Origin of the sequence: Magnetospirillum molischianum DSM 120 (assembly GCF_000294655.1) — a bacterium.
In the GTDB taxonomy this organism is placed as follows: domain Bacteria; phylum Pseudomonadota; class Alphaproteobacteria; order Rhodospirillales; family Magnetospirillaceae; genus Phaeospirillum; species Phaeospirillum molischianum.
In genome coordinates this window covers 78,141-102,176 of the sequence record NZ_CAHP01000028.1, presented here as the reverse complement: position 1 = coordinate 102,176, position 24,036 = coordinate 78,141, and the positions used below count along the sequence as shown (strand labels likewise).

Sequence of the window (24,036 nt, the reverse complement as noted above, 5' to 3'; positions counted from 1 at the left end):
ATGCCCTACTCTGGCTGTTCCGGCGATGGCAGGGTAAATGTGAACACGCTTCCCTTGCCGGATCTGGACTCGACCGCGATTCGTCCGCCTAGGGTCTGAACAATGCGCTTGCAGATCGCCAGTCCGACCCCACTACCGCCAGGGCCGTCGTGGGGTCGGACGCGACGGAACAACTCGAACACGTCCTGTTCGGCCGGATCGAAACCGATCCCATTATCAGCCACAGAAAATTCCCACTCCCCCACGCCGCGTCGAGCGGATATCTCGACCCGCAAGGGGCGGCCTGCGGAACGGAACTTGACGGCATTGCCGATCAGATTCTGGAACAACTGCAACAACGGCAGCTCATCGGCGCGCACCATCGGCAAATCGGCAATGACGATCTCGGCCCGGCTTTCGCGGATGATCAGGTCGAGGTTTTCGATGGCGGCCCGGCAAGCGGCATCAGACGACACCCAGGTGGGCGGGCCAACATTCGACGAAATATAGGAATAGGCCAGTAATCCGCCGATCAGATCGTGCATCCGACGGGCACCATCGACGACGAAGCGGAGATAATCCCGCCCGGTCTGATCAAGCTCGTCGCCAAGATGACGTTCAAGCAATTGGGCAAAGCTGGTTACCGAGCGCAACGGCTCGCGCAAATCGTGCGCGGCCACAAAAGCATAGCGTTCGAGTTCGGTATTCATCACCGTCAGGCGGTCGATCACGGCCTGCATCGCGGCCGCGTTGGATTCTTGCTCGGCCAGACGGGCTTCGATCACGGCGATCTGACGTTCTCGGATCGCCGATTCCCTTCTTCCGATGACGTTGCGTACCCGAGCCAGCACCAGAGGAGCCACAAACGGCTTATGAATGAAATCGTCAGCCCCAAGCGACAGACCACGTTCCTCGGCGCGGGTGGATTCGAGACCGCTCAGAAAGATCAGCGGCAGATCGCGGGTGGTTGGCTGCTCGCGCAAACGCCGGCACACCTCAAATCCGTCGAGCCCCGGCATGACCACATCGAGTAGAACCAGATCGGGAAGCGAAGCCCGCTCCATCACGGTCAGGGCGGCCAGACCATCGGAGACGATCTCGACCTCATAGGATCCCGACAACAAGTCTTCCAGCACCAGACAATTGTCGAGTTGGTCATCAACGACCAGAATTCTCGGGCGGGCTCTCATCACAACACCGCTCTATCGGGTCTGCTCGGATCATGGGCTTCGATCTCAGCCAACAGAGCCTCAACCGCCTGAGCCAGCGGCTCCGCCAGCGCCATCGGATCGGAAGCCTCATCGGACAATGCCGCCCGCTCGGTCTCCGACGCTCGGCAGCGCAGCGATTCAGAGAACACGTTTCCGGCGGTGCCCTTGACGGCATGCGCGATCCGCGAGATCTCGGCCAATTGTCCAGCCCGACCGGCCTGGCGCAGTGCTTCTGGTGTTCCAGCATGAGAATGAAGAACCGCAGCCATCAGCCGCGCCACAAAGCTTTCACGGCCCGGATATTGACGCGACAGCGCGTCCCAATCGATCCCCGACATCATTTCGTCTGAACTGAGCGGGACGACGGGGCTTGGCTGACGGGCTTGGCGCAGAATAACCGAGACCAGCTTATCCATATGAATCGGCTTGGTGACGTGGGCGACCATCCCCGCCGCCAGACAACGCCCCTCTTCCTCCGGCATGGCATGAGCCGTCACCCCGATCACCGGCAAGCCGGGAGCCAGGGCCGACAGACGCCGGGCCAATTCATACCCGTCCATCTCCGGCATCTGGATGTCGGTCAGCACCACGTCGAAAGCGGCCTCCCCTTTCTGTTCAAGGATCGCCAGTGCCTCGCGCCCATCGACGGCCAGAGTTAAAACCGCTCCGGTGAGGGTGAGCATTTCGTCCAGGACCAGCCGGTTGACCTCGTTATCCTCGGCTGCAAGCACGGTATAACCATTCAGAGGCCGATCGGCCGAGGATGAGCAACTGAGCGAGACCGTTTCGCCCGCCAGAACGTGGCGGGCTCGCAACGGCCAGTCGAGTCCCACAGCCAGATCGGACAGGCCAGATGGCACCCTCCCATTGCCGGGATCGACTGCCACCACCAGACGTCGCCCCAATTGGGCGAGCTTGCGCAGGATCAGGTGGTTGGCGGCATCGACGGCGAAGTCATGACCGAGCACAAGAATCTCACCCTCCGGCAGCCCTTCGGCAAGATCGGCGGCAAGTGTCACAGAACATCCCTGCGCCCGTAGGGACAGGTCCAGAGCCTCGGCCTCATCGCCGTCCAGACCGATGAGAGCCACCGAAGTCGGAACAGAATTGGTGGATGTTTCATCGGGAACCGCTTCGAGCGGCAAGCGAACCGTGAAAAGGCTCCCTGCGCCCAGAGTGCTCTCTATGGAGATATCTCCATCCATAAGATCAACCAGATGACGACATATCGACAATCCGAGACCGCTGCCGCCGTAATGTCGGGTGGTCGAGCCATCGGCCTGCTCGAACGGCTGGAATAGCCGTCCGATCTGTTCCTCTGTCATGCCGATACCGGTATCGGAAACCCGTATCACCAGCTTGCCGCCGATGCTATCGACCGACAGCACCACGATCCCACCGGCCGGGGTGAATTTCACCGCATTGGAAAGTAAGTTTCCCAAAACCTGGGTCTGACGCAGTGAATCGCCCAAAATGGAAACGGGCAGACCTGCGGCTTCCTCGACACGGAAACGTAATCCTTTCTCATAGGCACGGTGTGAAACCAGGGCAACGGCACGGTCTACCATCGCTCCCAACAGCAGCGGTGCCCGCTCGGCTTGAACCTTGCCCGCTTCGATTTTCGAAAAATCGAGGATATCATCGACCACCTCCAGCAATGCCTGCCCCGAGTCCAGAATACGGGTGAACAGCCCTTGGGCCCGCTCGACTTGCCGTTCGACCCGCCCGATCTGGGCCAGCCCCAGAACAGCATTAAGCGGCGTGCGAATCTCGTGGCTCATATTGGCGAGGAAGTCACGGCGCAGCCGGGCCAGACGCTGGGCCTCGGCCAAAGCAGCCTCGCGCGCCTGATCGGCTTCGATTCGTGACGTGATGTCGGAAAAACTGACCACCACACCGACGATCATATCCTCCTGCATCATCGGGTGAACGGCATAGGCGACGGGGAACGAAGTGCCGTCAGCCCTCCAGAAAACCTCATCAATAGTGCGGCGGACCACCCCATCGTGCGCGGTGTGGAAGGCCGGGCAAAGATCGTTGGGATAGGTGCTGCCGTCGATATAACTGTGGTGGAAGGTCGCGTGAGAACTTCGTCCCAGCAATTCCGATGGGGTATAGCCCAGCATCTGGCACGCGGCGGAATTAATGAAGGTCAGGCACCCATCGATATCCATGCCATACAATCCATCGGCACTGGATTCGAGAATCAGCCGCAACTTGCTTTCCGCCGTGCGTAATTCAGCGGTGCGCATCGTCACCACCTCTTCGAGATGATGACGATACAGATCGAGTTCCTGGCCTATTCTCTTCCGTTCAGTGATGTCGTCCTTGATCGCCAGATAATGGCTGATCGCGCCGTCCTCGTTGCGCACCGGCGAGATTCGGGCGAATTCGATAAAAATTTCCCCGTTCTTACGGCGATTGATGAATTCACCTTGCCAAGGACGGCCATCGGATAGCGTTCGCCACAAATCGGCATAGGTGGTCGCCGGGGTAAGCCCCGACGCGACAATGTTCGGATTATGGCCGATCAGTTCATCGCGTGCATAACCAGTCATGTTTAGGAAGGCTTCGTTGACATATTCGATCATGCCGCCAACGGCATTCGTGATCTGAATACCGTTCGGACTCTGCTCGACCGCCAGGGACAGTTTACGGAGCTGCTCGCGCGACACGACCCGTTCGGTAACGTTCTCGGACATGATCAGGATGCCACCGATCTGGCCGTCATCTTCCATCCACGGCCGGATTTCCCAATGCATCCATTCCATTTTGCCATCGGCGCGCGGGAAAGGATCTTCGTCGCATTTTTCGGTTGCCCCATTCAGGCAACGCCGGTGAATTTCATGCCACCGTTCGGGAATATCCGGGAACACATCGTAATGGCTGTTGCCAATCACGTCCTGTAGATTGAGGCGGTAATCCGTCAGCCAGCGGCGACTGACAAAAAGATAGCGCATCTGGCGATCAAGCATTGCCAGCGCAGCCGGAGCGTTGTCGATGAACAATCGCAGCTTGGCCTCGGCCGCCCCCAGACGCAATGCCGCCTGCTTGCGTTCGGTGATGTTGGAGACCACGCCGGAAACCATATCGACCGTACCATCGATCCGACGCAACGGATACGCTCGGGAATTAACCCAGCACAGAGTGCCGTCACGGCGAAGAATACGGAATTCAATGTCGCAGATGACACCTTCGCTCACCTGCTGAAATGCCGCCTGAACCATTTCTCTGTCGTCGGGATGAACCTGGGTCATCCAGGCCAGCCCGTCATCATACAATTCCTGGCACCGCATTCCCCAGATCGGCTCGAAGGCGGGACTGAGATAGTCGAATCGCGAGAAATCGGGAGTCGCGAGCCAGAAAACCTCACCGACAGTTTCTGCCATACGGCGGAAGCGTTCCTCGGCATATAGCCGCCCCTGCTCGGCCTGCTTGCGATCGCTGATATCTTGGAGAGTGCCACGCACAGCGATAACCTTCCCGCCCGAAATGACGGGAAACCCGATGGTTCGCACCCACTTATGGGTACCTTTGGCCGTCCGCATTTCAAGTTCAAGGTCGTAGGGCTGCCCCTGCTCTACCGCGCAGGCCAGAGCGCTTTCCAGCTTGTGACGGTAATCGTCGTGGAACAGGCTCAACCCTTGATCAACCGAGGCTTCGTCCTCCGGCTCCAATTCGTGGATGCGGGCGACTTCATCGGTCAGAGCAACCCGACCGCTGGCAACATCGAAGCTCCAGGCACCGATATGAGCGATGTTGCTCATCTCGTGCAGTAATGCATCCTTTTCGCGGAGAGACGCTTCGGCGACCTTGCGCTCAGTAATATCGAGGGCAAGACCGCTCCGCAGGCGCAACACATCCTCCAGGTCGGAATGGGCCGGACGGGAAATGAACTGGACCCATTTGCGCCGCCCGGACGGAGTGGTAATCCGCACCTCGCAGGCAAACAATTCCTCGCCCTCTGCGGCAGCCCGATGACCGTTCCACATCAACTCGCCATCTTCGGCCTCGACCATCCTTCGCAGCACGCCAATGTCGGCAACCGCAGCCTCTGGCTCCACCTCGAAGATCTCACGGCAAAAATCGCTGACGTACAGCAAACGTGGCGTTTCGTCTTTGTCCTCACAGTAATCGTAAAGCATTCCAGGAACAGTTGAGGCGAGCCGCGCCAGCTTTTCGCTGCTGCGTCGAAGGTCGCTTTCCGCCTGCCACCGGGCAGAAATATCGCGGCCGATCCCTAAAACTCCCGTCACGTTTCCATTCGCGTCGCGCAACGGATTTTTTATCGTTTCCAGCAAAACGCGACGACCGTCCTCGGCAAAACTAATCCATTCCTCGTTGACGACAGGGCGTCCAACCTCCATTGCACGGCGGTCGTTGCTGCGAAACAGATCGGCCATTTCAGTTGGAACAAGATCGTAGTCGGTACGGCCGACGATCTCGGCTTCTGGATAGCCGACAAATCGCTCGAACATCGTGTTGCAGATAATGAAGCGCCCCTCGGTATCTTTCAGCCACACCAGATCAGGCAAGCTGTCGATCAAGGCTCGCAGCAATCTTCGCTCGGCGGCAAGCTCGCGCTCGGCGGCTCGGCGGGCGGCATTATCCTCGAACACCATCACCACGCCCAACAACCGCCCGTCCTGGGCACGGATCGGTGCGGCACGGTCATGAATCGGAATCTCGCGGCCATCGCGTGCCAGAAGCAGGGTGTGATTAGCCAACCCCACGATCTCGCCGGTCGCAATCACCCGCGCCACCGGATCGACGACTGACTGTCGATCATCCTCGGAAATAACACGGAACACTTCGGACAGATTGAGTCCAACCGCCTCGTCATGCCGCCAGCCGGTCAGCTCTTCCGCTGCCGGGTTAAGAAAGGTAATGACACCGTCCATATTGGTTGAAATGACAGCATCGCCAATGCTGTTAAGCGTCACCACCTGCATTTGGCGTCGGATCTCGGCATGAAGACGCAAGCGGTGCAGCGCCTCACTCAACACGCTGACCAGAACGCCCGATGCCACCAGAACCAAAAATTGGAACCTGTCGAAGGGATGGGCGATGTTCAGGTTGCCGAGAGGTACAATCGCCAGAATATCGACCGTCAGGGCCGAAAGGCAGGTCGCCACTAATCCTGGTCCCAGCCCTCCCAGCAAGGCCGACAGGACAATCGGCGGGACGAACAGGATAAGTAGAGGACGATCTTGAAACCAAGGAGCAATCGAGGCGCGCAGAACGATGGTGGCTAGGCAGGACAGCACGGCAAACGAATAGGCCGCCCATTTCGGCCAAGGCCCCCCTCCCCCTATCCTCATTGAGAGAAGAATCGGTGCCCCAGGTGCAAGGGAGGCGGCCGGGGTGCGATCGGGAATACGATGCATCAGAAAGAACAGCGCAACGGCGGTCAGAAGGACAAAGCCGCCGCCTTTGAGCAGCTCAAGCCAAGCGAATTGATCGCTTGGGACCAGCCAGAGCAGCAGAGTATCAGACGATAAAATCCACCCGCAGCCAAATACCCCGTAAACTAGGGTGGCGACAGCGATGAACCGGTCGCGGGAAGGCGCGGGCATCCCGGTCTTCTCTCCCCACCATTAGGATTCCGAAGGGCTGTCGCCCGTCTAAGGGCGACAGCGTGGATATGACTTATACTATAGTCATGAATCCGGCCCGGAACAACCTTACGGCTTATCGGGGATAAGAACCTACGACCGAAAGATTCAGATGCCGGACTGCCGCAGCAGGTACAACAGAGCAACGGCACCACCCGCCACCAGCAGGAACGGCTTCACCATTCCCCAGATGAACCGGTTCATCGCCACGGCGCTGGAAACCCGCCTGGTCGGCGGCGCGGATTGGGTCTCGGTTTCTTCGGTCATGGGGTCGGTTCCGATTGGTGATTGCGTCAAGAGGGGCAGTTTACGACGAGGCGTCCCGCGCTCCAAGGGGGTTCAAGAGCAACCCAACTTCTGTTTCAGGGCATAGGTTTGTTGACACCCGCCCGATCATCGGCCATGACCCATCGGGTGCGATATCGCCGAAAAGGATGCTAAAATGGCCCTCGTCAAAACCGTCGCCACGACCCCCTTCGCCGGACAAAAACCCGGTACATCGGGCCTGCGCAAAAAGGTCGCGGTCTTCGTCCAGCCGCATTACCTCGAAAATTTTGTCCAGTCGGTGTTCGACAGCATCGGCGACACCACGGGTAAAACCCTGGCGCTGGGTGGCGACGGCCGCTATTTCAACCGAACGGCAATCCAGATCATCCTTCGGATGGCCGCTGCCGCCGGATTTTCCCGCGTAATGGTTGGTCGCGGCGGCATTCTGTCAACTCCGGCAGCATCCTGCGTGATCCGTAAATACAAGACGTTCGGCGGCATCATCCTGTCGGCCAGCCACAATCCCGGCGGGCCGAACGAAGATTTCGGGATAAAGTATAATATTCCGGCGGGCGGACCAGCCCCCGAGGCGATTACCGAGGCGATCTATGCCCGGTCGCTGGCGATCGATTCCTATCGCACGGTTGAAAGCGAAGATATCGACCTTGACCGCCTGGGCATCGTCCGGATCGGTGAGATGGAAGTCGAAGTTTTCGATCCGGTCGTCGATTATGCCGATCTGATGGAGACCCTGGTCGATTTCGACGCGATCCGGGCACTCTTCGCTTCGGGCTTCCGGATGCGCTTCGACGCGATGAATGCGGTCACCGGTCCCTATGCGCATGAAATTCTCGAACGCCGCCTGGGAGCCGCCGTCGGCACGGTGATGAACGGTATCCCGCTCGAAGATTTCGGTGGCGGGCACCCCGATCCCAATCTGGTTCACGCCCACGATCTCGTTGCCGCGCTGGCCGGTCCCGACGCCCCCGATTTCGGGGCCGCTTCGGATGGCGACGGCGACCGCAACATGATCCTCGGCCGCGACTTTTATGTCACGCCATCGGATTCCCTGGCGGTTCTGGCCGCCAACGCGCCGCTCTGCCCCGGCTACAAACGGGGGCTGGCCGGAATTGCCCGTTCGATGCCGACCAGTGCCGCCGCCGACCGCGTTGCGGCAAAGCTGGGAATTCCCTGTTTCGAGACTCCGACCGGTTGGAAGTTCTTCGGCACCTTGCTCGATTCCGGCAAGGCGACCCTGTGCGGCGAGGAGAGCTTCGGCACCGGATCGGATCACGTCCGGGAAAAAGACGGGCTGTGGGCCGTGCTGATGTGGCTCAATGTTCTGGCTTGTCGTCGCGAGAGCGTCGCCGACATCGTGACCGCCCATTGGCGTGAATTCGGTCGCAATGTCTATTCCCGTCACGATTACGAAGGGATCGAGAGCGCCGCAGCCGAAGGTCTGATGGACCGTTTGCGGGGGCTTTCTCTGGCCGGAACGGTGTTGGACGGCCGCACGGTCGCGGTCTTCGATGATTTCGCTTATACCGATCCGGTCGATGGCAGCGTCAGCACCAAACAGGGCATCCGCGTCCTGTTCAGCGATGGCGCGCGCATTGTCTATCGCCTATCCGGCACCGGCACCCAGGGCGCGACCCTGCGGGTCTACATCGAACGGTACGAGGACGATCCGACCCGCCATGCCCTCGATCCCCAAGTGGCATTGGCGGACCTGATTACCACCGCTCGCACGCTGGCCGAAATCGAGGCCAGGACCGGCCGGACCGAACCGACTGTGATCACCTAAACTCCTCGCATAGAAGATCAGAGCCTTGTTTATATAGCTTTTCCCTCTCTCCTGCCCTGGAGAGAGGGAAAAGCGATTTCAGATCACAGAATGGCGGATGAGCGAGTCGTGAAGACGGGGGAAGACGATGCCGGTACCCATGCTTCCATTTCGATTAACCGCCCTCGATGGAGCCGACTAATCCAGTGCGCACAGTCCGGCTCTACAGTCTGTCGCTGAACGGCGACACGGATATCGATTCTCTTTGGCGCGACGTGCTGTCACCCGAGGAGCGGAACCGCGCCGACCGTTTCCGCCGTATCGAAGACCGACACTCGTTCACCGCCGCCCACGCTTTGACCCGAATGGCGCTCGCCCACGATCTCGATCTTTGCCCCCAAAGCCTGACCTTTGCCGCCGCACCGGGAGGTAAGCCGGTTCTATCCTCGATATCCGCCAAGATCGGCTTCAGCCTAAGCCACACCGATCGTCACGTCGCTGTGGCAGTGGCGACGGGGGATGTCGGTGTCGATATCGAGAATATCCGACGCCCCCGGCTTGACGCGGCCCTGGCCAAAACCGCTTTCGGTGCAGCCAAGACAGCAGCACTAGGCCCCGATCCCGCCTCGGATTCCTGGCGACTCTCCTTCTTCGCCACCTGGACCGCCTGCGAGGCGGTGCTGAAAGCCGACGGAGCCGGCTTGGCCGTGCCGATGGAGCGGATCGACATCGATGGAGCACAGGCGATACTGAACGGGCGACGCTGGAATCTGTGGCAACGCCCCCTTCTCCCCGATCATTATCTTGCCCTGGCTTGGGAAGTCGCCTCCGAGGTCGAACACACCATGCTAGACCATGCCAGCTTCTCGCATTGGTGCACCGAAGCCCGGATCGAAGATGGCCGCAATCGATAGACGGGTTGGCGCGGTTACAGCTAGAGTAGAAAACTTCCCCCAACGGGAGGTAATGTTCCGGGGGTATCGATCCGCAGATGAGAATCATCGACCTCTTGACCGTCCAAGGGGGAACACCTCGGTTACGGCTGCTTGGCAGTGCCGTGGCATCCAGTATCGGTGGCGTCCTTTTATTGGCGACGGTCAATCTTGCCGCCGAAAAAATGGCGCGCACGGGGTTCGATCAGGTCGATTGGGGGCTGGCTGCTGTCTTTATCGCTGCCGCCGCCATCTATTATTACGCCGAGGTGTTTTTGGTCGGCCGGGTCGGAGCCGACCTGGAAACGGCAATCGATTTCATGCGCGTCCGCATTCTTGGCCGGATTCGCCGCGCCGATTTCGTCCAATTGGAACGGGTCGGACAGCAGACCCTGTTTGAAAGCGTCACTCAGGCAACGCAGACGATTTCCCAGAACAGCCAATTTATCGCCCTGGCGCTACGCTCGGGCATTCTGTCGGCGGCAGTTCTGCTTTACATCCTCTATCTTTCCCCGTTGGCCTTCGTCGTCGTAGCGGTAGGAGTATCGGTCGGCGGCTGGATTTATGCCCGATTGGGGGCACGGCTGCATCGACGTCATCAAGAGATGATGAAGGAAGAGGCCGGTCTGTTCGAAAGCCTGTCCGATCTGTTCGACGGCTTCAAAGAAATACGACTATCGAGCCGACGGAGCGCCGATTTCGGGCTCGCCATCGCCGAACAGTTCCGACATGTCGGCACAGTCCGGCTTGACGTCCAGACCCATATCTTCAACCAATTCATTATTGGTCAGGTGATATTCTATTTTTTGCTGGCCGTCGTCGTCTTCGCAATCCCCGCCTATGGCCTGGGCGCGCATATCGACATCGTTAAAGTGGCTACTGCGGTGATCTTCATCATCGGTCCACTGAGTGGATTGATCCATTCACTGGGGATATTGGCCGCCTCGAATGCCGCCGCCGAGAAAATCCTGCGCCTCGACGCCGATCTGGCGGGGATAGAAGATGTGATCGAACAGGTCGAGCCTCGTTCCCTGCCCTCCGATTTCTCGGAAATTCATCTGAGCGGAATCCGTTACGCTTATGACGGAGCCGGTGACGATTCCAGTTTCGCCATCGGTCCGATTGATCTGACGATCAAACGGGGCGAAATCATCTTCATCACCGGCGGTAACGGTTCGGGCAAATCGACCCTGATGAAGGTTCTGTGTGGATTCTACCGGCCGCAGAATGGGCGAATCGATGTCGATGGTACCGCCATCGGATCGGCAACGATGCGGTCCTATCGGGAGATGATCGCGGCGGTCTATTCCGATTTCCATCTGTTTCCACGCCTGTACGGAATTTCTCCCGACCGAATCGCCGAGGCCGAGCCGTTGCTGCGCATGTTGGAAATGGACAAGATCAGCAACCTTCACGGCAACCGTTTCAATCGGATCGACCTGTCAACCGGACAAAAAAAGCGACTGGCCTTAGTCGTAGCGTTGCTGGAGCAGCGCCCTGTTCTGGTTCTGGACGAATGGGCCGCAGATCAGGACCCGCACTTTCGCCGCCGCTTTTACCGCGAAATCCTGCCCGAACTACGCCGTCGCGGGCTGACCGTTATCGCGGTCACTCACGATGACGTCTATTTTGACGCCGCCGATCGCCGCTATCATCTCGACGAAGGACGCCTGAACATTGTCCCGTCGGCCGCAGGAGCCTGAGCCGATGTCGTCGCTTCATCTCTTGCGTTCCGAACTCTCCGTCAATCCAAAGACGTTGCTGTGGCTGACGATTGTGTCGGCAACCTCGACAACCCTGGTTCTGGCGGTGGTCAATATCGCGGCGGAGCAAGCCCAGGCAGGAGGTGCCGGGCTACGCCTCGCCCTGCTCTTCGTGGTCGCCACGGCCCTCTACGCCGCGGCTCAGACAGCGGTGACGCGGATCTGCGCCACCGAAGTCGAAGGGCTGGTCGATCGCCTGCGGGGCGATGTGGTCGAAGCGATCCGTCATTCCGACATGCAGAGTCTTGATGCGATTGGGCAGGCGAAATCCTTCGCGGCCTTGACCCGCGACTGCCAAACCGTTTCGCGCTGCGTGCCGATGCTGGCAGTGGGGGCGCAAGATGCGGTGACGCTGTTGTTCGTCTCCGTTTACGTGGCGTGGCTGTCCCTGGCCGCCTTTGGCGCGGTAACCGTCTTCCTGGTGCTGGCGGTGTGGCTGCACTGGCGACGGATGGCTGAGTTGCGTCAGGAGACCCGACAGGCGGAAACCGCCGAAATGGAGCTGTTCGACGGATTGAGGGGGATGCTGCACGGGCAAAAAGAAATCCGTCTGAACGAGCGGCGGGGACAGGACGTTATTGGTGATCTGGCCCGCATTTCACGACGGACAAAAACGGCGAAGACCGCGATCAAGCAACGCTGGGCCCGCGAATTCGCCGCGATTCAACTGGCGTTCTACCTCTTGGTCGGAGTGATGGTGTTCGTTGTGCCGATGGTCACCACCACCTTTCACACCGAAGCGATCCAGGCCACCACTGCCGCGATGTTCATGATTGGACCGATCGGCACAGTGGTCCAGGCCGTCCCCATTATCGGCGATGCCGAACACGCATTGACCGGACTTTACGCCCTGAAAGACAGCTTACGCGGTGGACGCAAAGTTGAATCCACGACGCTTGCGCCCATGGCACCACCTCAGGAAATCGTTCTGTCGCAACTGAGCTACCGTTATCCCGACGACAAGGGAGATTACGGCTTCTCGGTGGGACCGCTGAACGCCCGCTTCCGCGCCGGAGAGATCACCTTCATCACCGGCGGCAACGGTTCGGGCAAATCGACTTTTCTGCGTCTTTTGGTTGGGTTAATTCCGGCCAGTGGCGGCACCTTGTCGGTCGATGGCGAGATTGTCACCGAGAACCGGATGCAGAGTTATCGCGACACCATTTCGGCGGTGTTTGCCGATTACCATCTGTTTCGTAGGCTTTACGGAATTCCGCCCGAGGCATGGCAAGCTGCCAAACCTTTGCTGGTCCGACTGGGACTCGACACCAAAGTCCGAATCGAAGACGCAACGTTCTCGACCCTGGCCCTGTCCGCGGGACAGCGCAAACGGCTGGCCCTGGTGGTCGCCGATATGGAAAACAAGCCGGTGCTGATCCTCGACGAATGGGCGGCCGACCAGGATCCGCATTTCCGCAGGTTGTTCTATGAAGAGATCCTCCCCGCGTATCGCGCCCAAGGCAAAATAGTGATCTGCGTTACCCATGACGACCGTTGGTTTGGCGTCGCCGACCGGATTCTGGCGATGCGCGACGGTACTTTTGTCGAGGAGGGCACCGGATGAGCGGAGACTGGCTGGTCCGGATCGGTAAACCGGCCGAACGCCCTGTCCTGCGCCTGCTCTGCCTGCCCCATGCTGGCGGTGGACCGTCACTGTTCCGCTCTTGGGCAAATGCCCTGCCGCCGGGGGTAGAGTTGGTCGCCGCGCAATTACCGGGCCGCGACCGCCGTCTGGCTGAAACGCCGTGCCGCGACTCCGACACTATCATTAAGGGGATCGTCCGAGCGGCCCTGGCACTGCCGTCGGTGCCGCTGGCTCTATACGGACATAGCCTGGGAGCGGCCCTCGCGCTTGATCTTGCCGTCAGTCTGACCCAAGCCAAGGTTCCCCTGGCACTGGTGACCGTGGCGGCACGCGCTGCACCGCACCTTCCTCCTCGCCGTGCGCCATTATCGCCACTCGCCGACCACGCTTTTCTACAAGCGGTCGGCGCGATGGGCGGAACCCCGCGCGAGGCGCTGGAGCATGAGGAACTGATGGCGCTGCTTCTGCCGGTCCTCCGGGCTGACTTCTTTCTGTCCGAAGGCTTTGTCCGTCCGCCTGCTCCGGCGATCAAATGCCCATTGCTGGCCGTGACCGGATGCAACGACCCCTTCGTCGCCGAAGCCGATATGCGGGCCTGGAGCCTCTTTGCCGCCAATCGGTTCCGCTTCGAGACACTGGAAGCCGGTCACTTCTTCGCGCAAAGTCATCGGGATGATATTCTGCGGCTGATTTTTGAAGAAACCGGATGCACGTCGTTCCCTGTCAGATCAGCACTTTGTCAGGAGGCGTCATGACCCCAATCGCGCACCTGTCGCTGTACCGAATTCTTATGGTCGCGGCCATTCTCCTGCTAATGTCGGTTGCGGGGACACAGGCCACTGAGAAACAGACAAAACTCCCTTACAACCCGGATTTCATCCCGCTAAACCAATATAAAGACTGGACTGACATTAATTTTATTTCTGTTCTGACCTCATCAGCATGGAAGCCGAATAAGGATCTCTATCTAGCGATCTATTCTGGTACCACCAACGGTGTTTATTTCACAGTCGCGAGTGCCCTATGCGATACTCTCCGCCTCCATTTCGAGCAGCACCGGATTCATTGTGTCGCCTTGCGATCACAAGGCAGCGCCGATAACCGCAGACTGATGCGGCAAGGCCGGGCTCAGATGGCCATCATGCAATCCGATGTCACCATTCAGGCCGCTTCGGGCAAGGAGCCGATCCCCGGAGCGCAATCGGTGATGTCGCTATATAGTGAGATGGGGGTGTTGGTGACCCGGCCCGAGGCGGCAATCAATATGCCCGAGGATCTGCGCGGCAAGCGAATCAACCTCGGCCCGGACAATACAATCGGGCACAAACTGATTCTCGATTATCTGTCTGCCAGTGGTATTCGTCCAACGGATATGATCCGACAAGACAAATTCCCGATCGAGTCCAGCCCCCAGGGGTTATGCAGCGGCTATATCGACGCTTTCGCAGTATGGAGCGGCCACCCTTCGCATCTAGTCTCCGACGCAATTTCCCTCTGCAATGCCCATGTCATCGGCCTATCTGGTCATGGAATGGAAGAAATACTGAGAATTCACCCTGAATATTCGAGGATATCCCTTCCGCCCAACACCTACCCTGGACAGAAGGAACAGCTTGAGACTTATGGCATTCAGGCCACGCTGGTCGCCTACGAACCGCTCGACCCGAACATCGTCTACTGGCTTACGCGCTCTTCGATTGAGAATATCGATGTGCTGCGGGCTTTGCATCCCGTCCTGAAAAAGCTTACCGCCCATGACATGGTTCAGACGGGCAATTTCCTCCCCTTCCATGCCGGCGCCGCCCGCTACTGGCGGGAAGCCGGCCCGCTACCGCCACAACCATAGAATTAATAATAGCGTTTACATGAAGATTCCAGGTTGACGACACAACCAATCATCTCTATTCTCCAAACGATTACTGGTGACAGAACGACACAAACCTTAACAGCTAGAGAATCCGCACCTTCACGCCCCAAAAGGATGGTTTCGGACAAGACCGACCCCCCTTGACGGTCGGATCTATGCTATTCTTGCGTTGTCGATCCTTACCAATTTGGATTCACCTCACGGGGGAGATCATGACCAGCGAGGCTAAAGCCAAGACCCGGGCCGCTGTTTCAGACGAGCCTGCTGAAGATAAAGACACGTCGGCAACCGAAGTCGATCGCCACTCGCAACGGGCCGACACGATCATCCGAAACAACGTCTATTGGTCGATGGGAGCGGGAGTAATTCCGTTTCGCTTCATTGATACCGCAGCGCTGATCGCCGTTCAGTTCAAACTGCTGAAGGATCTTGGCGATCTTTACGGCGTGCCGTTCAAAGCCAATGCCGTCAAATCCTCGGTTACCGCCCTACTGGCTGGCATTGGCACGACAGCCATCAGCGGCAGCGTCCTCTCCTCTGGCGCAATCTATGGTCTTTTGCGCCATGCGCCGATCTTCGGCACAGTATTCTCGTTGGCGACGCAGCCTGCTTTCGCGGCGGCTTTCACCTATGCCGTGGGCAAGACCTTCAAGCGACATTTCGCATCCGGCGGAACGTTCCTGTCCTTTAACGCCAATGAAGCCAAGAAAGAGTTCGCCGCCGATTTCGCCGAGGCCAAGGACAAAGGGCTTGATGCAGCGAGCACGGCAGCGGCATAGCGCCGTCGTCACCCGCCGCCGATAAAACATGACGTGGTGTCAAACGCGGTGAGCGGAAGCTCACCGCGGTGGTTTTCGTCGCAACGGGCAAAAGGACGCGGCATGCCAATCATTGTCCTGGTTCTCTATGTGATTGCCTGCGCGATTTGCGGCCTGCTGGGCCGAGCCACTGCGTTTGGTTTTCTGGGGCATTTTCTGCTGGCGCTGATGTTCTCCCCGATCTTCGACGTACTTATTTTGATCGCCTGCCGCCCCTCCCGCGAAATTCGTAAACGGATTGAAAAAGTTACGCTAGATTAACCCTATCTTCGGTGGAGCCGGAACGGACGTTGCGTTGGATAATCACGAATGTTTCGAGAAAATCCAACAGATCCGGGATAAGCCCGACCAGCGAGAAGGGTAAAGATGACAAAGGTGAACAATGCGGCCACACCTGCGGCGGCGGAGCCACCGTCATCGCCCTTACGTCATCTTCTGAACCGAACCGGCTTTGACACGCTGCAACGGCGACTGCGCCAGAACGCCAGTTCCATTTACATCTTCTCGCTCCTGCTGATACTGCTCGTCATCCTCCTTGCCCCCAATATCTTCATCAACGTCCCTGCTGGCCATGCCGGGGTGCTGTGGCTACGTTTTTTCGGCGGCACGGTAATCGACCGCTCCTTTGGCGAAGGAGTTCACGCAATTTTCCCGTGGGACGAGATGTATGTCTATGATGCCCGGCTTCAGAATAACGTCCGCACCTACGACACGATTTCCTCGAACGGCCTCACCATGCAGGTCGAGATCGCGGTGCGTTACCGCGTAAACAAAGAGGCGCTGGGACTGCTGCACTCTCTGGTCGGACCGGATTATCCCGAAATCCTGGTCTACCCGGAAATCGGCTCGCATGTCCGCGAGTTGATTTCACGCTATACCCCTGAACAGCTTTATTCCGATGCACGCGGCTTCATCCAAGCTGAATTATTGGAGCGGATGGTGCGGGAACTGGGTTCGTCCCTGGTCAATCAAAGCTTTCGCGGCAAACTGGTGACGGTCGAGGACGTGCTGATCCGCTCGGTCAAGCTACCCGACAAGGTTTCCGATGCGATCGAGCGCAAGGCAGAGCAATATCAGGCGATGCTGGAATACGATTTCCGCATCGCCCGCGAGGAAAAGGAACGCGAGCGCAAGAAGATCGAGGCCGAGGGCATCCGCACCTTCCAAGATATCGTTGCCCGCACCATCACGCCGGAATATCTGCGCCTGCGCGGAATCGAGGCGACAATCGCACTATCGACCTCGCCAAACGGCAAGATCATCATCATCGGGGGAGGCAAAGATGGTCTGCCGGTGATTCTCAATACCGCAGACAATGCCCCGCCGTCCGGTCCCCGTATCGACGACTCAGCCCGCAATTCTCCTCCGGCGACCGACGCCAAAACGCACAACGCCCGTTCGGCCGATATCCCACCCTCGAATGCCGCTCCGTCCGAGAAGGACTATCTCCGGCGCAAGATCGAGCCGCTGATTCCGCCTCCGATGATGGGCCAGACCATTCTGACTCCCGAAGGCAGACTGCCACCCACAAATCAGACCGAAACCAAACCAGCTCGCGCCCCGGTGCTCAAACCCTGATGCGGGAGATATTGCGTCGGAATATTTGTGGTGTAACCCTGACGGAAATAGACTTGGCACCACGCCAATAATATAACTTTTGCCTTAGCTCCCAGAGCGGAGGATAGGTCAATGGATAAGCCTGTATCTAAATTGATGTGGCTGGCAACGGCCCTAATCGGCGCTTTTGCGCTCGGGGTGGTGGCGTTAGAACGCGGCGAGAGCGTCAACGCCATCTGGCTCGTGATCGCCGCCGTTTGTACCTATTTTATCGCCTATCGCTTTTATGGCCTGTTCATCGGCTACAAAGTGATGGGACTTGATCCGGCCCGCGTAACGCCTGCTGTCCGTTACAATGACGGATTGGATTACGTTCCAACCAATCGGTATGTCCTGTTCGGTCACCATTTTGCCGCCATCGCCGGCGCTGGTCCGCTGGTCGGTCCGGTTCTGGCCGCACAAATGGGCTATCTGCCCGGCACCCTGTGGATTCTCGGCGGCGTCGTCTTCGCCGGAGCCGTTCAGGATTCGATGGTGCTGTTTCTATCGACCCGCCGCGACGGACGATCGCTGGGCGACATGATCCGATCGGAAATGGGACCATTTGCCGGGTCGCTGGCTCTTGTCGGCGTGCTGATGATCATGATCATCATCCTGGCGGTATTGGCCCTAGTCGTGGTCAAGGCTTTGGCTGGCAGCCCGTGGGGCACCTTCACCGTCATAGCCACCATTCCAATCGCCATCCTGATGGGAATCTACACCCGCTTCCTGCGACCGGGACGAATCGGCGAGATGAGCCTGATCGGGTTCGGTCTGTTGATGGCTGCCCTTCTTTATGGTCAAACCGTCGCAGAAAGCCCCGATCTGGCCCCGTTGTTCACCTTCAAGGGCGAGCAACTGGCTCTGATGATCATCGGTTATGGCTTTGTCGCCTCGGTATTGCCGGTCTGGCTGCTGCTGGCACCGCGCGACTATCTCTCGACCTTCCTCAAAATCGGCACCATCATCGGCCTTGCTCTGGGCATTCTGGTCGTCATGCCGACGCTGAAGATGCCGGCAGTGACTCAGTTCATCGACGGAACCGGGCCGGTCTTCTCTGGCAATCTGTTTCCATTCCTGTTCATCACGATTGCCTGCGGCGCGGTCTCGGGATTTCACGCCCTGATCTCGTCGGGTACCACGCCAAAGATGCTGGAGACCGAGGCGCAGATTCCGCTGATCGGCTACGGCGGAATGCTGATGGAAAGCTTTGTCGCAATCATGGCGATGGTCGCCGCTACCGTGATCGAGCCAGGCGTCTATTTCGCAATGAACAGTCCGGCGGCGCGGATCGGCTCCGATGTCGTCAACGCCGCAGCGGTGATCAGTTCGTGGGGGTTCGTGATCACCCCGGAAATGCTGCTTGAAACAGCCAAGGATGTCGGTGAAACCTCGATCCTGTCGCGAGCGGGCGGCGCGCCCACCCTGGCCGTCGGCATGGCCCAAATCTTTTCCAGCGTCATTGGCGGCAAGGCGATGATGGCCTTCTGGTACCATTTCGCGATCCTGTTCGAGGCGCTGTTCATCCTTACCGCCGTCGATGCTGGCACCCGCGCCTGTCGCTTCATGGTCCAGGACATGGTTGGCGCGGCACTGCCGAGCTTCCGCCAGACCAAATCCTGGAGCAACAACCTCATCGCCACGGGTATCGCCGTCACGTTGTGGGGATACATTCTTTATACCGGCGTGATCGACCCGCTGGGCGGTATCAACACCCTGTGGCCGCTGTTCGGCATTGCGAATCAGATGCTGGCCGGAGTCGCGTTGGTGCTGTGCACGGTGGTGCTGTTCAAGATGAAGCGGCAGCGCTACGCCTGGGTTACCGTGCTTCCGGCGATCTGGCTGCTGATCTGCACCCTGACCGCCGGAATACAGAAGGTGTTCGACTCCACCCCATCGATCGGTTTCCTGGCCCAGGCCGATAAGTTCGCGACCGCCTTGAACGATGGAAAAGTCATCGCCCCAGCCAAGAGCGTCGCGCAGATGAACCAGATCGTCTTCAACGCCTATGTCGATGCTGGAATCGCGATCTTCCTGTTGGTCCTGGTGGTGTCGATGGTGGGCTTTGGCATCGTTTCAATCCGCCGGGCAATCGCCTCCGACCATCCGACCGCGATCGAAACTGGCGGCACCAAGGAGGCCAAGCATGCTTGATCTGAAGGCCGCCTACCGCATCCTCAGCCAAGCCAGTCGCTTGATGGTGGGCGTTCCCGATTATGACGGGTACGTCATTCACCAGATGACCCGCCACCCCGACGACCCGGTGATGAGCTACGAGGAATTCTTCCGCAACCGCCAGGATGCACGTTACGGCGGCGGAGGAGCAACTCGCTGCTGCTGACCGCAAGACGGAGTGCTTGATAAACGAAGGCCGACATCGCTGTCGGCCTTCGCCATTTTTAGGCTTGCGCCAAATTCGATAGCTACCTACTTAATAGGCTCATATCTATCTGTCGCGGACGATGGGAGAGTCTCATGGTACCCCCCAGGGGCAAGGAGCAATTCGGTTTCGATCTGGCTCGACTGGCCCGATTGTGGCGAGCACGACTGGATGAACGGCTGGCTCCGCTGGGGCTAACCCAGGCGAAATGGACGATCCTGCTCCATCTGTCGAAGGCCGATGGACATCTGCCACAACGCGAACTGGTCGATCGGGTCGGCGTCGAAGGCCCAACCTTGGTCCGAGTTCTGGACGGGCTGGAACGGCTCGGCCTTTTGGAACGGCGCGATTGCCCGACCGACCGACGCAGTAAAATCGTTCATCTCACCCCTGCGGCAACACCATTGATCGTCGAGATCGCTGCCATTGCCGCCGCCCTGCGCACCGAGGTGATGACCGGACTGGACGATGCCGATCTGGATTTGTGCCAACGGATCATCGCCCGGATGACGAGCAACCTTGGTGGCAACCGGGCGGAAGACGGAGATGCGCAATGAAGCCTCTGTTTTCTTCGGGACACCCCTCGTTGTGGCTTCGTCTACGAGCAATGTCCCGCCTGCCACGGCTACGTAGCCACGCCATGATTGCAGCCGGAATCGCCACTATGGTCGCTTTGGGGTGGGGGTATTATATCCGCCTCGATCACATCACCGAAACCGACGCACGGGTGATGGCCGACATGGTGACGATCAGCAGCCGGATCGATGGTTGGATCGTCCAACGTCCGGTTACCGATGGGCAGAGGATCAAGGCCGGAGACGTTCTGGTGGTCATTGATCAGCGCGAAGCGGCCCAACAACTTGAAGAATTAAAGGCCCGCGCCGACTCGATACGGCTTGACCGGGAACGGGCAGAGGCACGGATGCGGATCGTCTCCGGCACCTCGATCAGCGCCGTCACCGCCGCTGAAGCACACCGAACCGCAGCCATCGCCGATCTGGCCGCCGCCCATTCGGAAATGGAACGCGCCGCCGAGGATTTCCGCCGCACCGATGCCCTGCTCGCGGCGCAATATGCTTCGCGTCAGACGTGGGATCTTCACCGCTCGCAATTCCGCCGGGCCGAGGAAACGCAGCGCGCCGCCCAGGCCAAGCTGGTCGAAGCCGAAGCTGCCCTGACCGACGCTCGCACTCATCTTGGCGATGTCGGCGTACTGCAAAAGGAGATCGAGCGGCTGACCCACGATGCCGAGCAAGTCGATGCGCAGCGCCGCCAGCATGAGATCTCGATCTCTGACCGGATTGTCCGCAGCCCGGTTGACGGCATCGTCGATCAAAAGTTCGTCGAGCCGGGAGAATACGTGATCCCAGGCCAACGCCTGCTACTTCTGCACGATCCCAAGGTAGTTTGGGTCGAGGCCAACATCAAGGAAACCAAGCTGGAGCGGCTACGTTCCGGCCAGACCGTTTCTATCGAAGTCGATGCCTATCCCGACCGCATCTTCAACGGCAAAATCGAACGGATCGGCAACACCACCACCAGCCAGTTCGCCTTATTGCCCAGCCCCAACCCCTCGGGCAACTTCACCAAGATCACCCAGCGGGTACCGCTTCGGATCGCAGTCGCCCAGCCCGACGATGCTCCCTTGCGCCCCGGCATGATGGTGGAGGTGGACATTGACACCAGTCAGCGCTGAGGATCTGGCTGAACATTATGGCCCGCGCTACAAATGGTACGTCACCGGCACCGTAATGTTGGGGACCAGCGCAATGGTCCTGTCAGCAACCATCGTCAATGTTGCCCTGCCCGACATCATGGGCGAGTTCGGGATGGGCCAGGACAAAGCGCAATGGCTATCCACCGCTTTTCTGGCGGCGATGACCGCGACGATGCTGGTAACCGCCTGGGCGATCGGCCGCTTTGGCACCCGCTCGACCTATATCGCAGCCCTGGTTGTTTTCAGTGCCAGTTCGATCTTGGGGGGCCTCAGCCCTAACGGAGATGTACTGATCCTTGCCCGCACCCTTCAGGGTGCCGCCGCTGGTCTGGTCCAGCCCCTGGCAATGGTGGTGATCTTCCGCGCTTTTCCTCCATCCGAACGCGGTACCGCGATGGGAATTTATGGCGTCGGAGTGATCCTTGCCCCGGCATTGGGACCAACCCTAGGGGGAATGCTGATCGACAACTACACTTGGCGTGATGTTTTTTACCTGGGTCCACCTTTCTGTTTCGCCGGAATCTTATTGGCACCGACCTTTCTGGCGACACGCCCGGCAGGCCGCCCGGTCGCCTTCGACATCGTTGGCTTCGCCCTGCTTTCTGTCGCGATCGCCGCCCTGCTGACCTCGATGGCCAACGGCCAGCGCCAGGGATGGGATTCCCCATTGGTCACCGGCGGATTTGTCGTGACCGCTCTGGGCACACTTGGTTTCATCTGGCACGAAAACCGGACCCAAACGCCGATCCTGTCCCTTGGCGTTTATCTCAATCCCCGTTTTGCCGCCGCCTCGGCGGTCGCATTCATCCTGGGGCTGGGATTGTATGGCTCGACGTATCTGGTTCCATTGTTCGTCCAGACCGTTCAGGGCTATACCCCCACCGAATCCGGGTTGCTGCTGATGCCTGCCGGATTGGCGTTAGGGGTTGTCTTCCCCCTGGCTGGACGATTGAGCGACCGACTGCCGCCCTATGTGCTGATCCTGTCCGGTTTGGCGCTGTTTGGCGTCTCAAGCGCCCTGATGTCAGCCGCCGACACTTCGACCGATTTCTGGGTCTTCGCGGGCTGGGTCGTGGTGGGACGGATCGGACTTGGCCTGATCCTACCGTCGCTGAATGTCGGCGCCCTGCGAGTTCTGGACCCGGCATTGGTCAGCCAGGGAGCCGGAGCGATCAATTTCATGCGCCAGTTGGGTGGTGCGGTCGGGGTCGGAGCCTTGTCGGTCGCTTTGGAACGCCAGACCGCGCTGCATGCCGACGCCTTCAACGCCCTCCAGACTGGTGGACCAGCCGCGACCGAGACGCTGAACCGGCTAGCGGTACTGATGGCCCGCGCCGGGATACCCGATAGCCCACTGTTGTCTCTCCACAGCCTCGAAGCCTATCGCTTCCTGTCGAGCATGATCGCGGCACAAGCCAGCGTAATGGGCTTTCGCGACAGCTTCCTGCTGGTCGGCGTCATTTTTTTTGTTGCCCTCGTTCCTGCTTGGCTGATGCGGCCACGCCGGAACGGATGAAATCCGGAGACAATCCGATGCCCAAGGTCGTTCTGATCGCCGTCGATTCCTCGCCGCAGCAGCAGGCTGTGATCGCAGCCGCGGCAGAGTTTGCTACCGAATGCTCTTCGGACTTGCATGTGGTGTCTGTCAACGATCCTGCCCGTCATTGGGAACTGGGGATCGCTGACCCGACGACCGCGCCGTTCGATGTTCTCGATCACGACGTCATAGCCACCCTGGAGGCGGCAGTGCGGCAGCTCGCTGAACGCGGCCTGCCCTGCCACACCCACGCCCGGACAGGACTGCCTGCCGAGGAAATCGCCCGCCTTGCCGTTGAGATTTCCGCGGATCTTATCGTTATCGGCCACCGCCACCTATCGTGGGTGGGGCGGCTGATCGATCGCTCGGTCGGCCGCGATTTGCTCGACCGCGCCCCATGCAATGTTCTGATTGTATCCGAAAGAGAAAATACCTATCCCGAATAAACCCCCTCAACCAGCGGATACACCAAACTTTATCCCCCGAGAGAGAGGGAAGAGAGGTACACTTACACCTATTCATAAGCAGAAGGACGCGCGCCTATATGTCGTCCCAGTATGTCGTTCTGATCGTAGATGACGATCCCGGAGATGCCGGTCTGGTCAAAGCCGCCTTTTCCATAGGCCGCTATCCCTGTCGATTGGATCATGTTACCGATGGAATGGCGGCAATGGAATTCCTCCGCGACGGAACCAGCGGAAAAAACGGCACCCTGCGCCCCGACCTGATCCTGCTCGACATCAATATGCCGCGCAAAGACGGCCATGCCGTTCTAACCGAAGTGAAAGCCGACGCCCGGCTGCGCGACATCCCGGTGGTGATGCTCACCACCTCGGATGCCGAGCGCGACATCGCCACAGCCTACCGGGCCGGGGCTTCGGGCTATGTCACCAAGCCGGTCGATGTCGATGCCCTGTTCTCCGCTGTCCAGGGCATCCAGGAATATTGGTTCGGGGTGATGCGGCTCCCCGGTCACAGACCCTGAC

The 24,036-nt window shown here is 59.2% G+C and carries 19 protein-coding genes; 16 read left to right on the top strand and 3 right to left on the bottom strand.

Annotated elements, in window-relative coordinates:
• Positions 1 to 5: 5 nt before the first annotated feature.
• The 3 genes from PHAMO_RS12705 to PHAMO_RS19510 form a co-directional block, all read right to left on the bottom strand.
• Positions 6 to 1,169: a sensor histidine kinase gene (locus PHAMO_RS12705; RefSeq protein WP_002729898.1), complete on the bottom strand. Its 1,164-nt coding sequence runs from the start codon at positions 1,167 to 1,169 to the stop codon at positions 6 to 8.
• Positions 1,169 to 6,766, bottom strand: coding sequence for a PAS domain S-box protein (locus tag PHAMO_RS18585; RefSeq protein ID WP_002729897.1), 5,598 nt, complete (start codon positions 6,764 to 6,766; stop codon positions 1,169 to 1,171). The genes PHAMO_RS12705 and PHAMO_RS18585 overlap by 1 nt, the downstream gene beginning before the upstream one ends.
• Before the next feature lie 147 nt (positions 6,767 to 6,913).
• A complete protein-coding gene (locus PHAMO_RS19510) occupies positions 6,914 to 7,072 on the bottom strand; it encodes a hypothetical protein (protein WP_155801787.1) in 159 nt (52 codons plus the stop codon).
• 175 nt (positions 7,073 to 7,247) lie between these two features.
• On the opposite strand from PHAMO_RS19510, the gene PHAMO_RS12695 reads away from it, so the two are divergent.
• The 16 genes from PHAMO_RS12695 to PHAMO_RS12620 all read left to right on the top strand — a co-directional run bounded on the left by PHAMO_RS12695 (position 7,248) and on the right by PHAMO_RS12620 (position 24,035).
• Entirely contained in the window at positions 7,248 to 8,876 is a 1,629-nt protein-coding gene (locus tag PHAMO_RS12695; RefSeq protein WP_002729896.1) for an alpha-D-glucose phosphate-specific phosphoglucomutase, read from the top strand.
• A gap of 185 nt (positions 8,877 to 9,061) precedes the next feature.
• Complete coding sequence (locus tag PHAMO_RS12690) at positions 9,062 to 9,769, top strand: 4'-phosphopantetheinyl transferase family protein (protein WP_051002424.1); 708 nt, start codon at positions 9,062 to 9,064, stop codon at positions 9,767 to 9,769.
• A gap of 77 nt (positions 9,770 to 9,846) precedes the next feature.
• Positions 9,847 to 11,490, top strand: coding sequence for a cyclic peptide export ABC transporter (locus PHAMO_RS12685; RefSeq protein WP_002729893.1), 1,644 nt, complete (start codon positions 9,847 to 9,849; stop codon positions 11,488 to 11,490).
• 4 nt (positions 11,491 to 11,494) lie between these two features.
• Entirely contained in the window at positions 11,495 to 13,114 is a 1,620-nt protein-coding gene (locus PHAMO_RS12680; RefSeq protein WP_002729891.1) for a cyclic peptide export ABC transporter, read from the top strand.
• Positions 13,111 to 13,890: a thioesterase II family protein gene (locus PHAMO_RS12675; protein ID WP_002729890.1), complete on the top strand. Its 780-nt coding sequence runs from the start codon at positions 13,111 to 13,113 to the stop codon at positions 13,888 to 13,890. Before PHAMO_RS12680 ends, PHAMO_RS12675 begins: the two co-directional genes overlap by 4 nt.
• Entirely contained in the window at positions 13,887 to 14,981 is a 1,095-nt protein-coding gene (locus tag PHAMO_RS12670) for a TAXI family TRAP transporter solute-binding subunit (RefSeq protein ID WP_002729888.1), read from the top strand. The genes PHAMO_RS12675 and PHAMO_RS12670 overlap by 4 nt, the downstream gene beginning before the upstream one ends.
• A 233-nt stretch (positions 14,982 to 15,214) precedes the next feature.
• Positions 15,215 to 15,781, top strand: a complete 567-nt coding sequence (locus PHAMO_RS12665) for a YcjF family protein (protein WP_002729885.1) — start codon at positions 15,215 to 15,217, stop codon at positions 15,779 to 15,781.
• A 102-nt stretch (positions 15,782 to 15,883) separates the two neighbouring features.
• Positions 15,884 to 16,081: a hypothetical protein gene (locus tag PHAMO_RS12660; RefSeq protein ID WP_002729884.1), complete on the top strand. Its 198-nt coding sequence runs from the start codon at positions 15,884 to 15,886 to the stop codon at positions 16,079 to 16,081.
• Between the two features lie 105 nt (positions 16,082 to 16,186).
• Positions 16,187 to 17,398 (top strand): prohibitin family protein, encoded by a 1,212-nt coding sequence (locus PHAMO_RS12655; RefSeq protein ID WP_002729882.1) that lies wholly within the window; start codon positions 16,187 to 16,189, stop codon positions 17,396 to 17,398.
• Positions 17,399 to 17,509: 111 nt separating this feature from the next.
• Positions 17,510 to 19,570, top strand: coding sequence for a carbon starvation CstA family protein (locus PHAMO_RS12650; protein WP_002729881.1), 2,061 nt, complete (start codon positions 17,510 to 17,512; stop codon positions 19,568 to 19,570).
• Complete coding sequence (locus tag PHAMO_RS12645; protein ID WP_002729880.1) at positions 19,563 to 19,757, top strand: YbdD/YjiX family protein; 195 nt, start codon at positions 19,563 to 19,565, stop codon at positions 19,755 to 19,757. The genes PHAMO_RS12650 and PHAMO_RS12645 overlap by 8 nt, the downstream gene beginning before the upstream one ends.
• A 134-nt stretch (positions 19,758 to 19,891) precedes the next feature.
• The gene (slyA, locus tag PHAMO_RS12640) at positions 19,892 to 20,353 is read left to right on the top strand and encodes a transcriptional regulator SlyA (RefSeq protein WP_002729879.1); all 462 of its coding nucleotides are present in this window, start codon (positions 19,892 to 19,894) and stop codon (positions 20,351 to 20,353) included.
• On the top strand, positions 20,350 to 21,492 hold the full coding sequence (locus PHAMO_RS12635; RefSeq protein WP_002729877.1) for an HlyD family secretion protein: 1,143 nt from the start codon (positions 20,350 to 20,352) through the stop codon (positions 21,490 to 21,492). The genes slyA and PHAMO_RS12635 overlap by 4 nt, the downstream gene beginning before the upstream one ends.
• A complete protein-coding gene (locus PHAMO_RS12630) occupies positions 21,473 to 23,029 on the top strand; it encodes a DHA2 family efflux MFS transporter permease subunit (RefSeq protein ID WP_002729875.1) in 1,557 nt (518 codons plus the stop codon). The genes PHAMO_RS12635 and PHAMO_RS12630 overlap by 20 nt, the downstream gene beginning before the upstream one ends.
• A gap of 17 nt (positions 23,030 to 23,046) precedes the next feature.
• Complete coding sequence (locus PHAMO_RS12625) at positions 23,047 to 23,496, top strand: universal stress protein (protein ID WP_040567145.1); 450 nt, start codon at positions 23,047 to 23,049, stop codon at positions 23,494 to 23,496.
• Between the two features lie 98 nt (positions 23,497 to 23,594).
• Positions 23,595 to 24,035, top strand: a complete 441-nt coding sequence (locus PHAMO_RS12620; protein WP_002729873.1) for a response regulator — start codon at positions 23,595 to 23,597, stop codon at positions 24,033 to 24,035.
• Position 24,036 lies beyond the last annotated feature (1 nt).

Excerpts from the sequence above, each read along its gene's own strand:
- PHAMO_RS12705 (WP_002729898.1), bottom strand. The coding sequence starts at position 1,169 with ATGAGAGCCCGCCCGAGAATTCTGGTCGTTGATGACCAACTCGACAAT.
- PHAMO_RS12680 (WP_002729891.1), top strand. The coding sequence starts at position 11,495 with ATGTCGTCGCTTCATCTCTTGCGTTCCGAACTCTCCGTCAATCCAAAG.
- PHAMO_RS12695 (WP_002729896.1), top strand. The coding sequence starts at position 7,248 with ATGGCCCTCGTCAAAACCGTCGCCACGACCCCCTTCGCCGGACAAAAA.
- PHAMO_RS18585 (WP_002729897.1), bottom strand. The coding sequence starts at position 6,766 with ATGCCCGCGCCTTCCCGCGACCGGTTCATCGCTGTCGCCACCCTAGTT.
- PHAMO_RS12655 (WP_002729882.1), top strand. The coding sequence starts at position 16,187 with ATGACAAAGGTGAACAATGCGGCCACACCTGCGGCGGCGGAGCCACCG.
- PHAMO_RS12665 (WP_002729885.1), top strand. The coding sequence starts at position 15,215 with ATGACCAGCGAGGCTAAAGCCAAGACCCGGGCCGCTGTTTCAGACGAG.
- PHAMO_RS12650 (WP_002729881.1), top strand. The coding sequence starts at position 17,510 with ATGGATAAGCCTGTATCTAAATTGATGTGGCTGGCAACGGCCCTAATC.
- PHAMO_RS12625 (WP_040567145.1), top strand. The coding sequence starts at position 23,047 with ATGCCCAAGGTCGTTCTGATCGCCGTCGATTCCTCGCCGCAGCAGCAG.
- PHAMO_RS12685 (WP_002729893.1), top strand. The coding sequence starts at position 9,847 with ATGAGAATCATCGACCTCTTGACCGTCCAAGGGGGAACACCTCGGTTA.
- PHAMO_RS12670 (WP_002729888.1), top strand. The coding sequence starts at position 13,887 with ATGACCCCAATCGCGCACCTGTCGCTGTACCGAATTCTTATGGTCGCG.
- PHAMO_RS12645 (WP_002729880.1), top strand. The coding sequence starts at position 19,563 with ATGCTTGATCTGAAGGCCGCCTACCGCATCCTCAGCCAAGCCAGTCGC.
- PHAMO_RS19510 (WP_155801787.1), bottom strand. The coding sequence starts at position 7,072 with ATGACCGAAGAAACCGAGACCCAATCCGCGCCGCCGACCAGGCGGGTT.
- PHAMO_RS12675 (WP_002729890.1), top strand. The coding sequence starts at position 13,111 with ATGAGCGGAGACTGGCTGGTCCGGATCGGTAAACCGGCCGAACGCCCT.
- PHAMO_RS12620 (WP_002729873.1), top strand. The coding sequence starts at position 23,595 with ATGTCGTCCCAGTATGTCGTTCTGATCGTAGATGACGATCCCGGAGAT.
- PHAMO_RS12660 (WP_002729884.1), top strand. The coding sequence starts at position 15,884 with ATGCCAATCATTGTCCTGGTTCTCTATGTGATTGCCTGCGCGATTTGC.
- slyA (WP_002729879.1), top strand. The coding sequence starts at position 19,892 with ATGGTACCCCCCAGGGGCAAGGAGCAATTCGGTTTCGATCTGGCTCGA.
- PHAMO_RS12635 (WP_002729877.1), top strand. The coding sequence starts at position 20,350 with ATGAAGCCTCTGTTTTCTTCGGGACACCCCTCGTTGTGGCTTCGTCTA.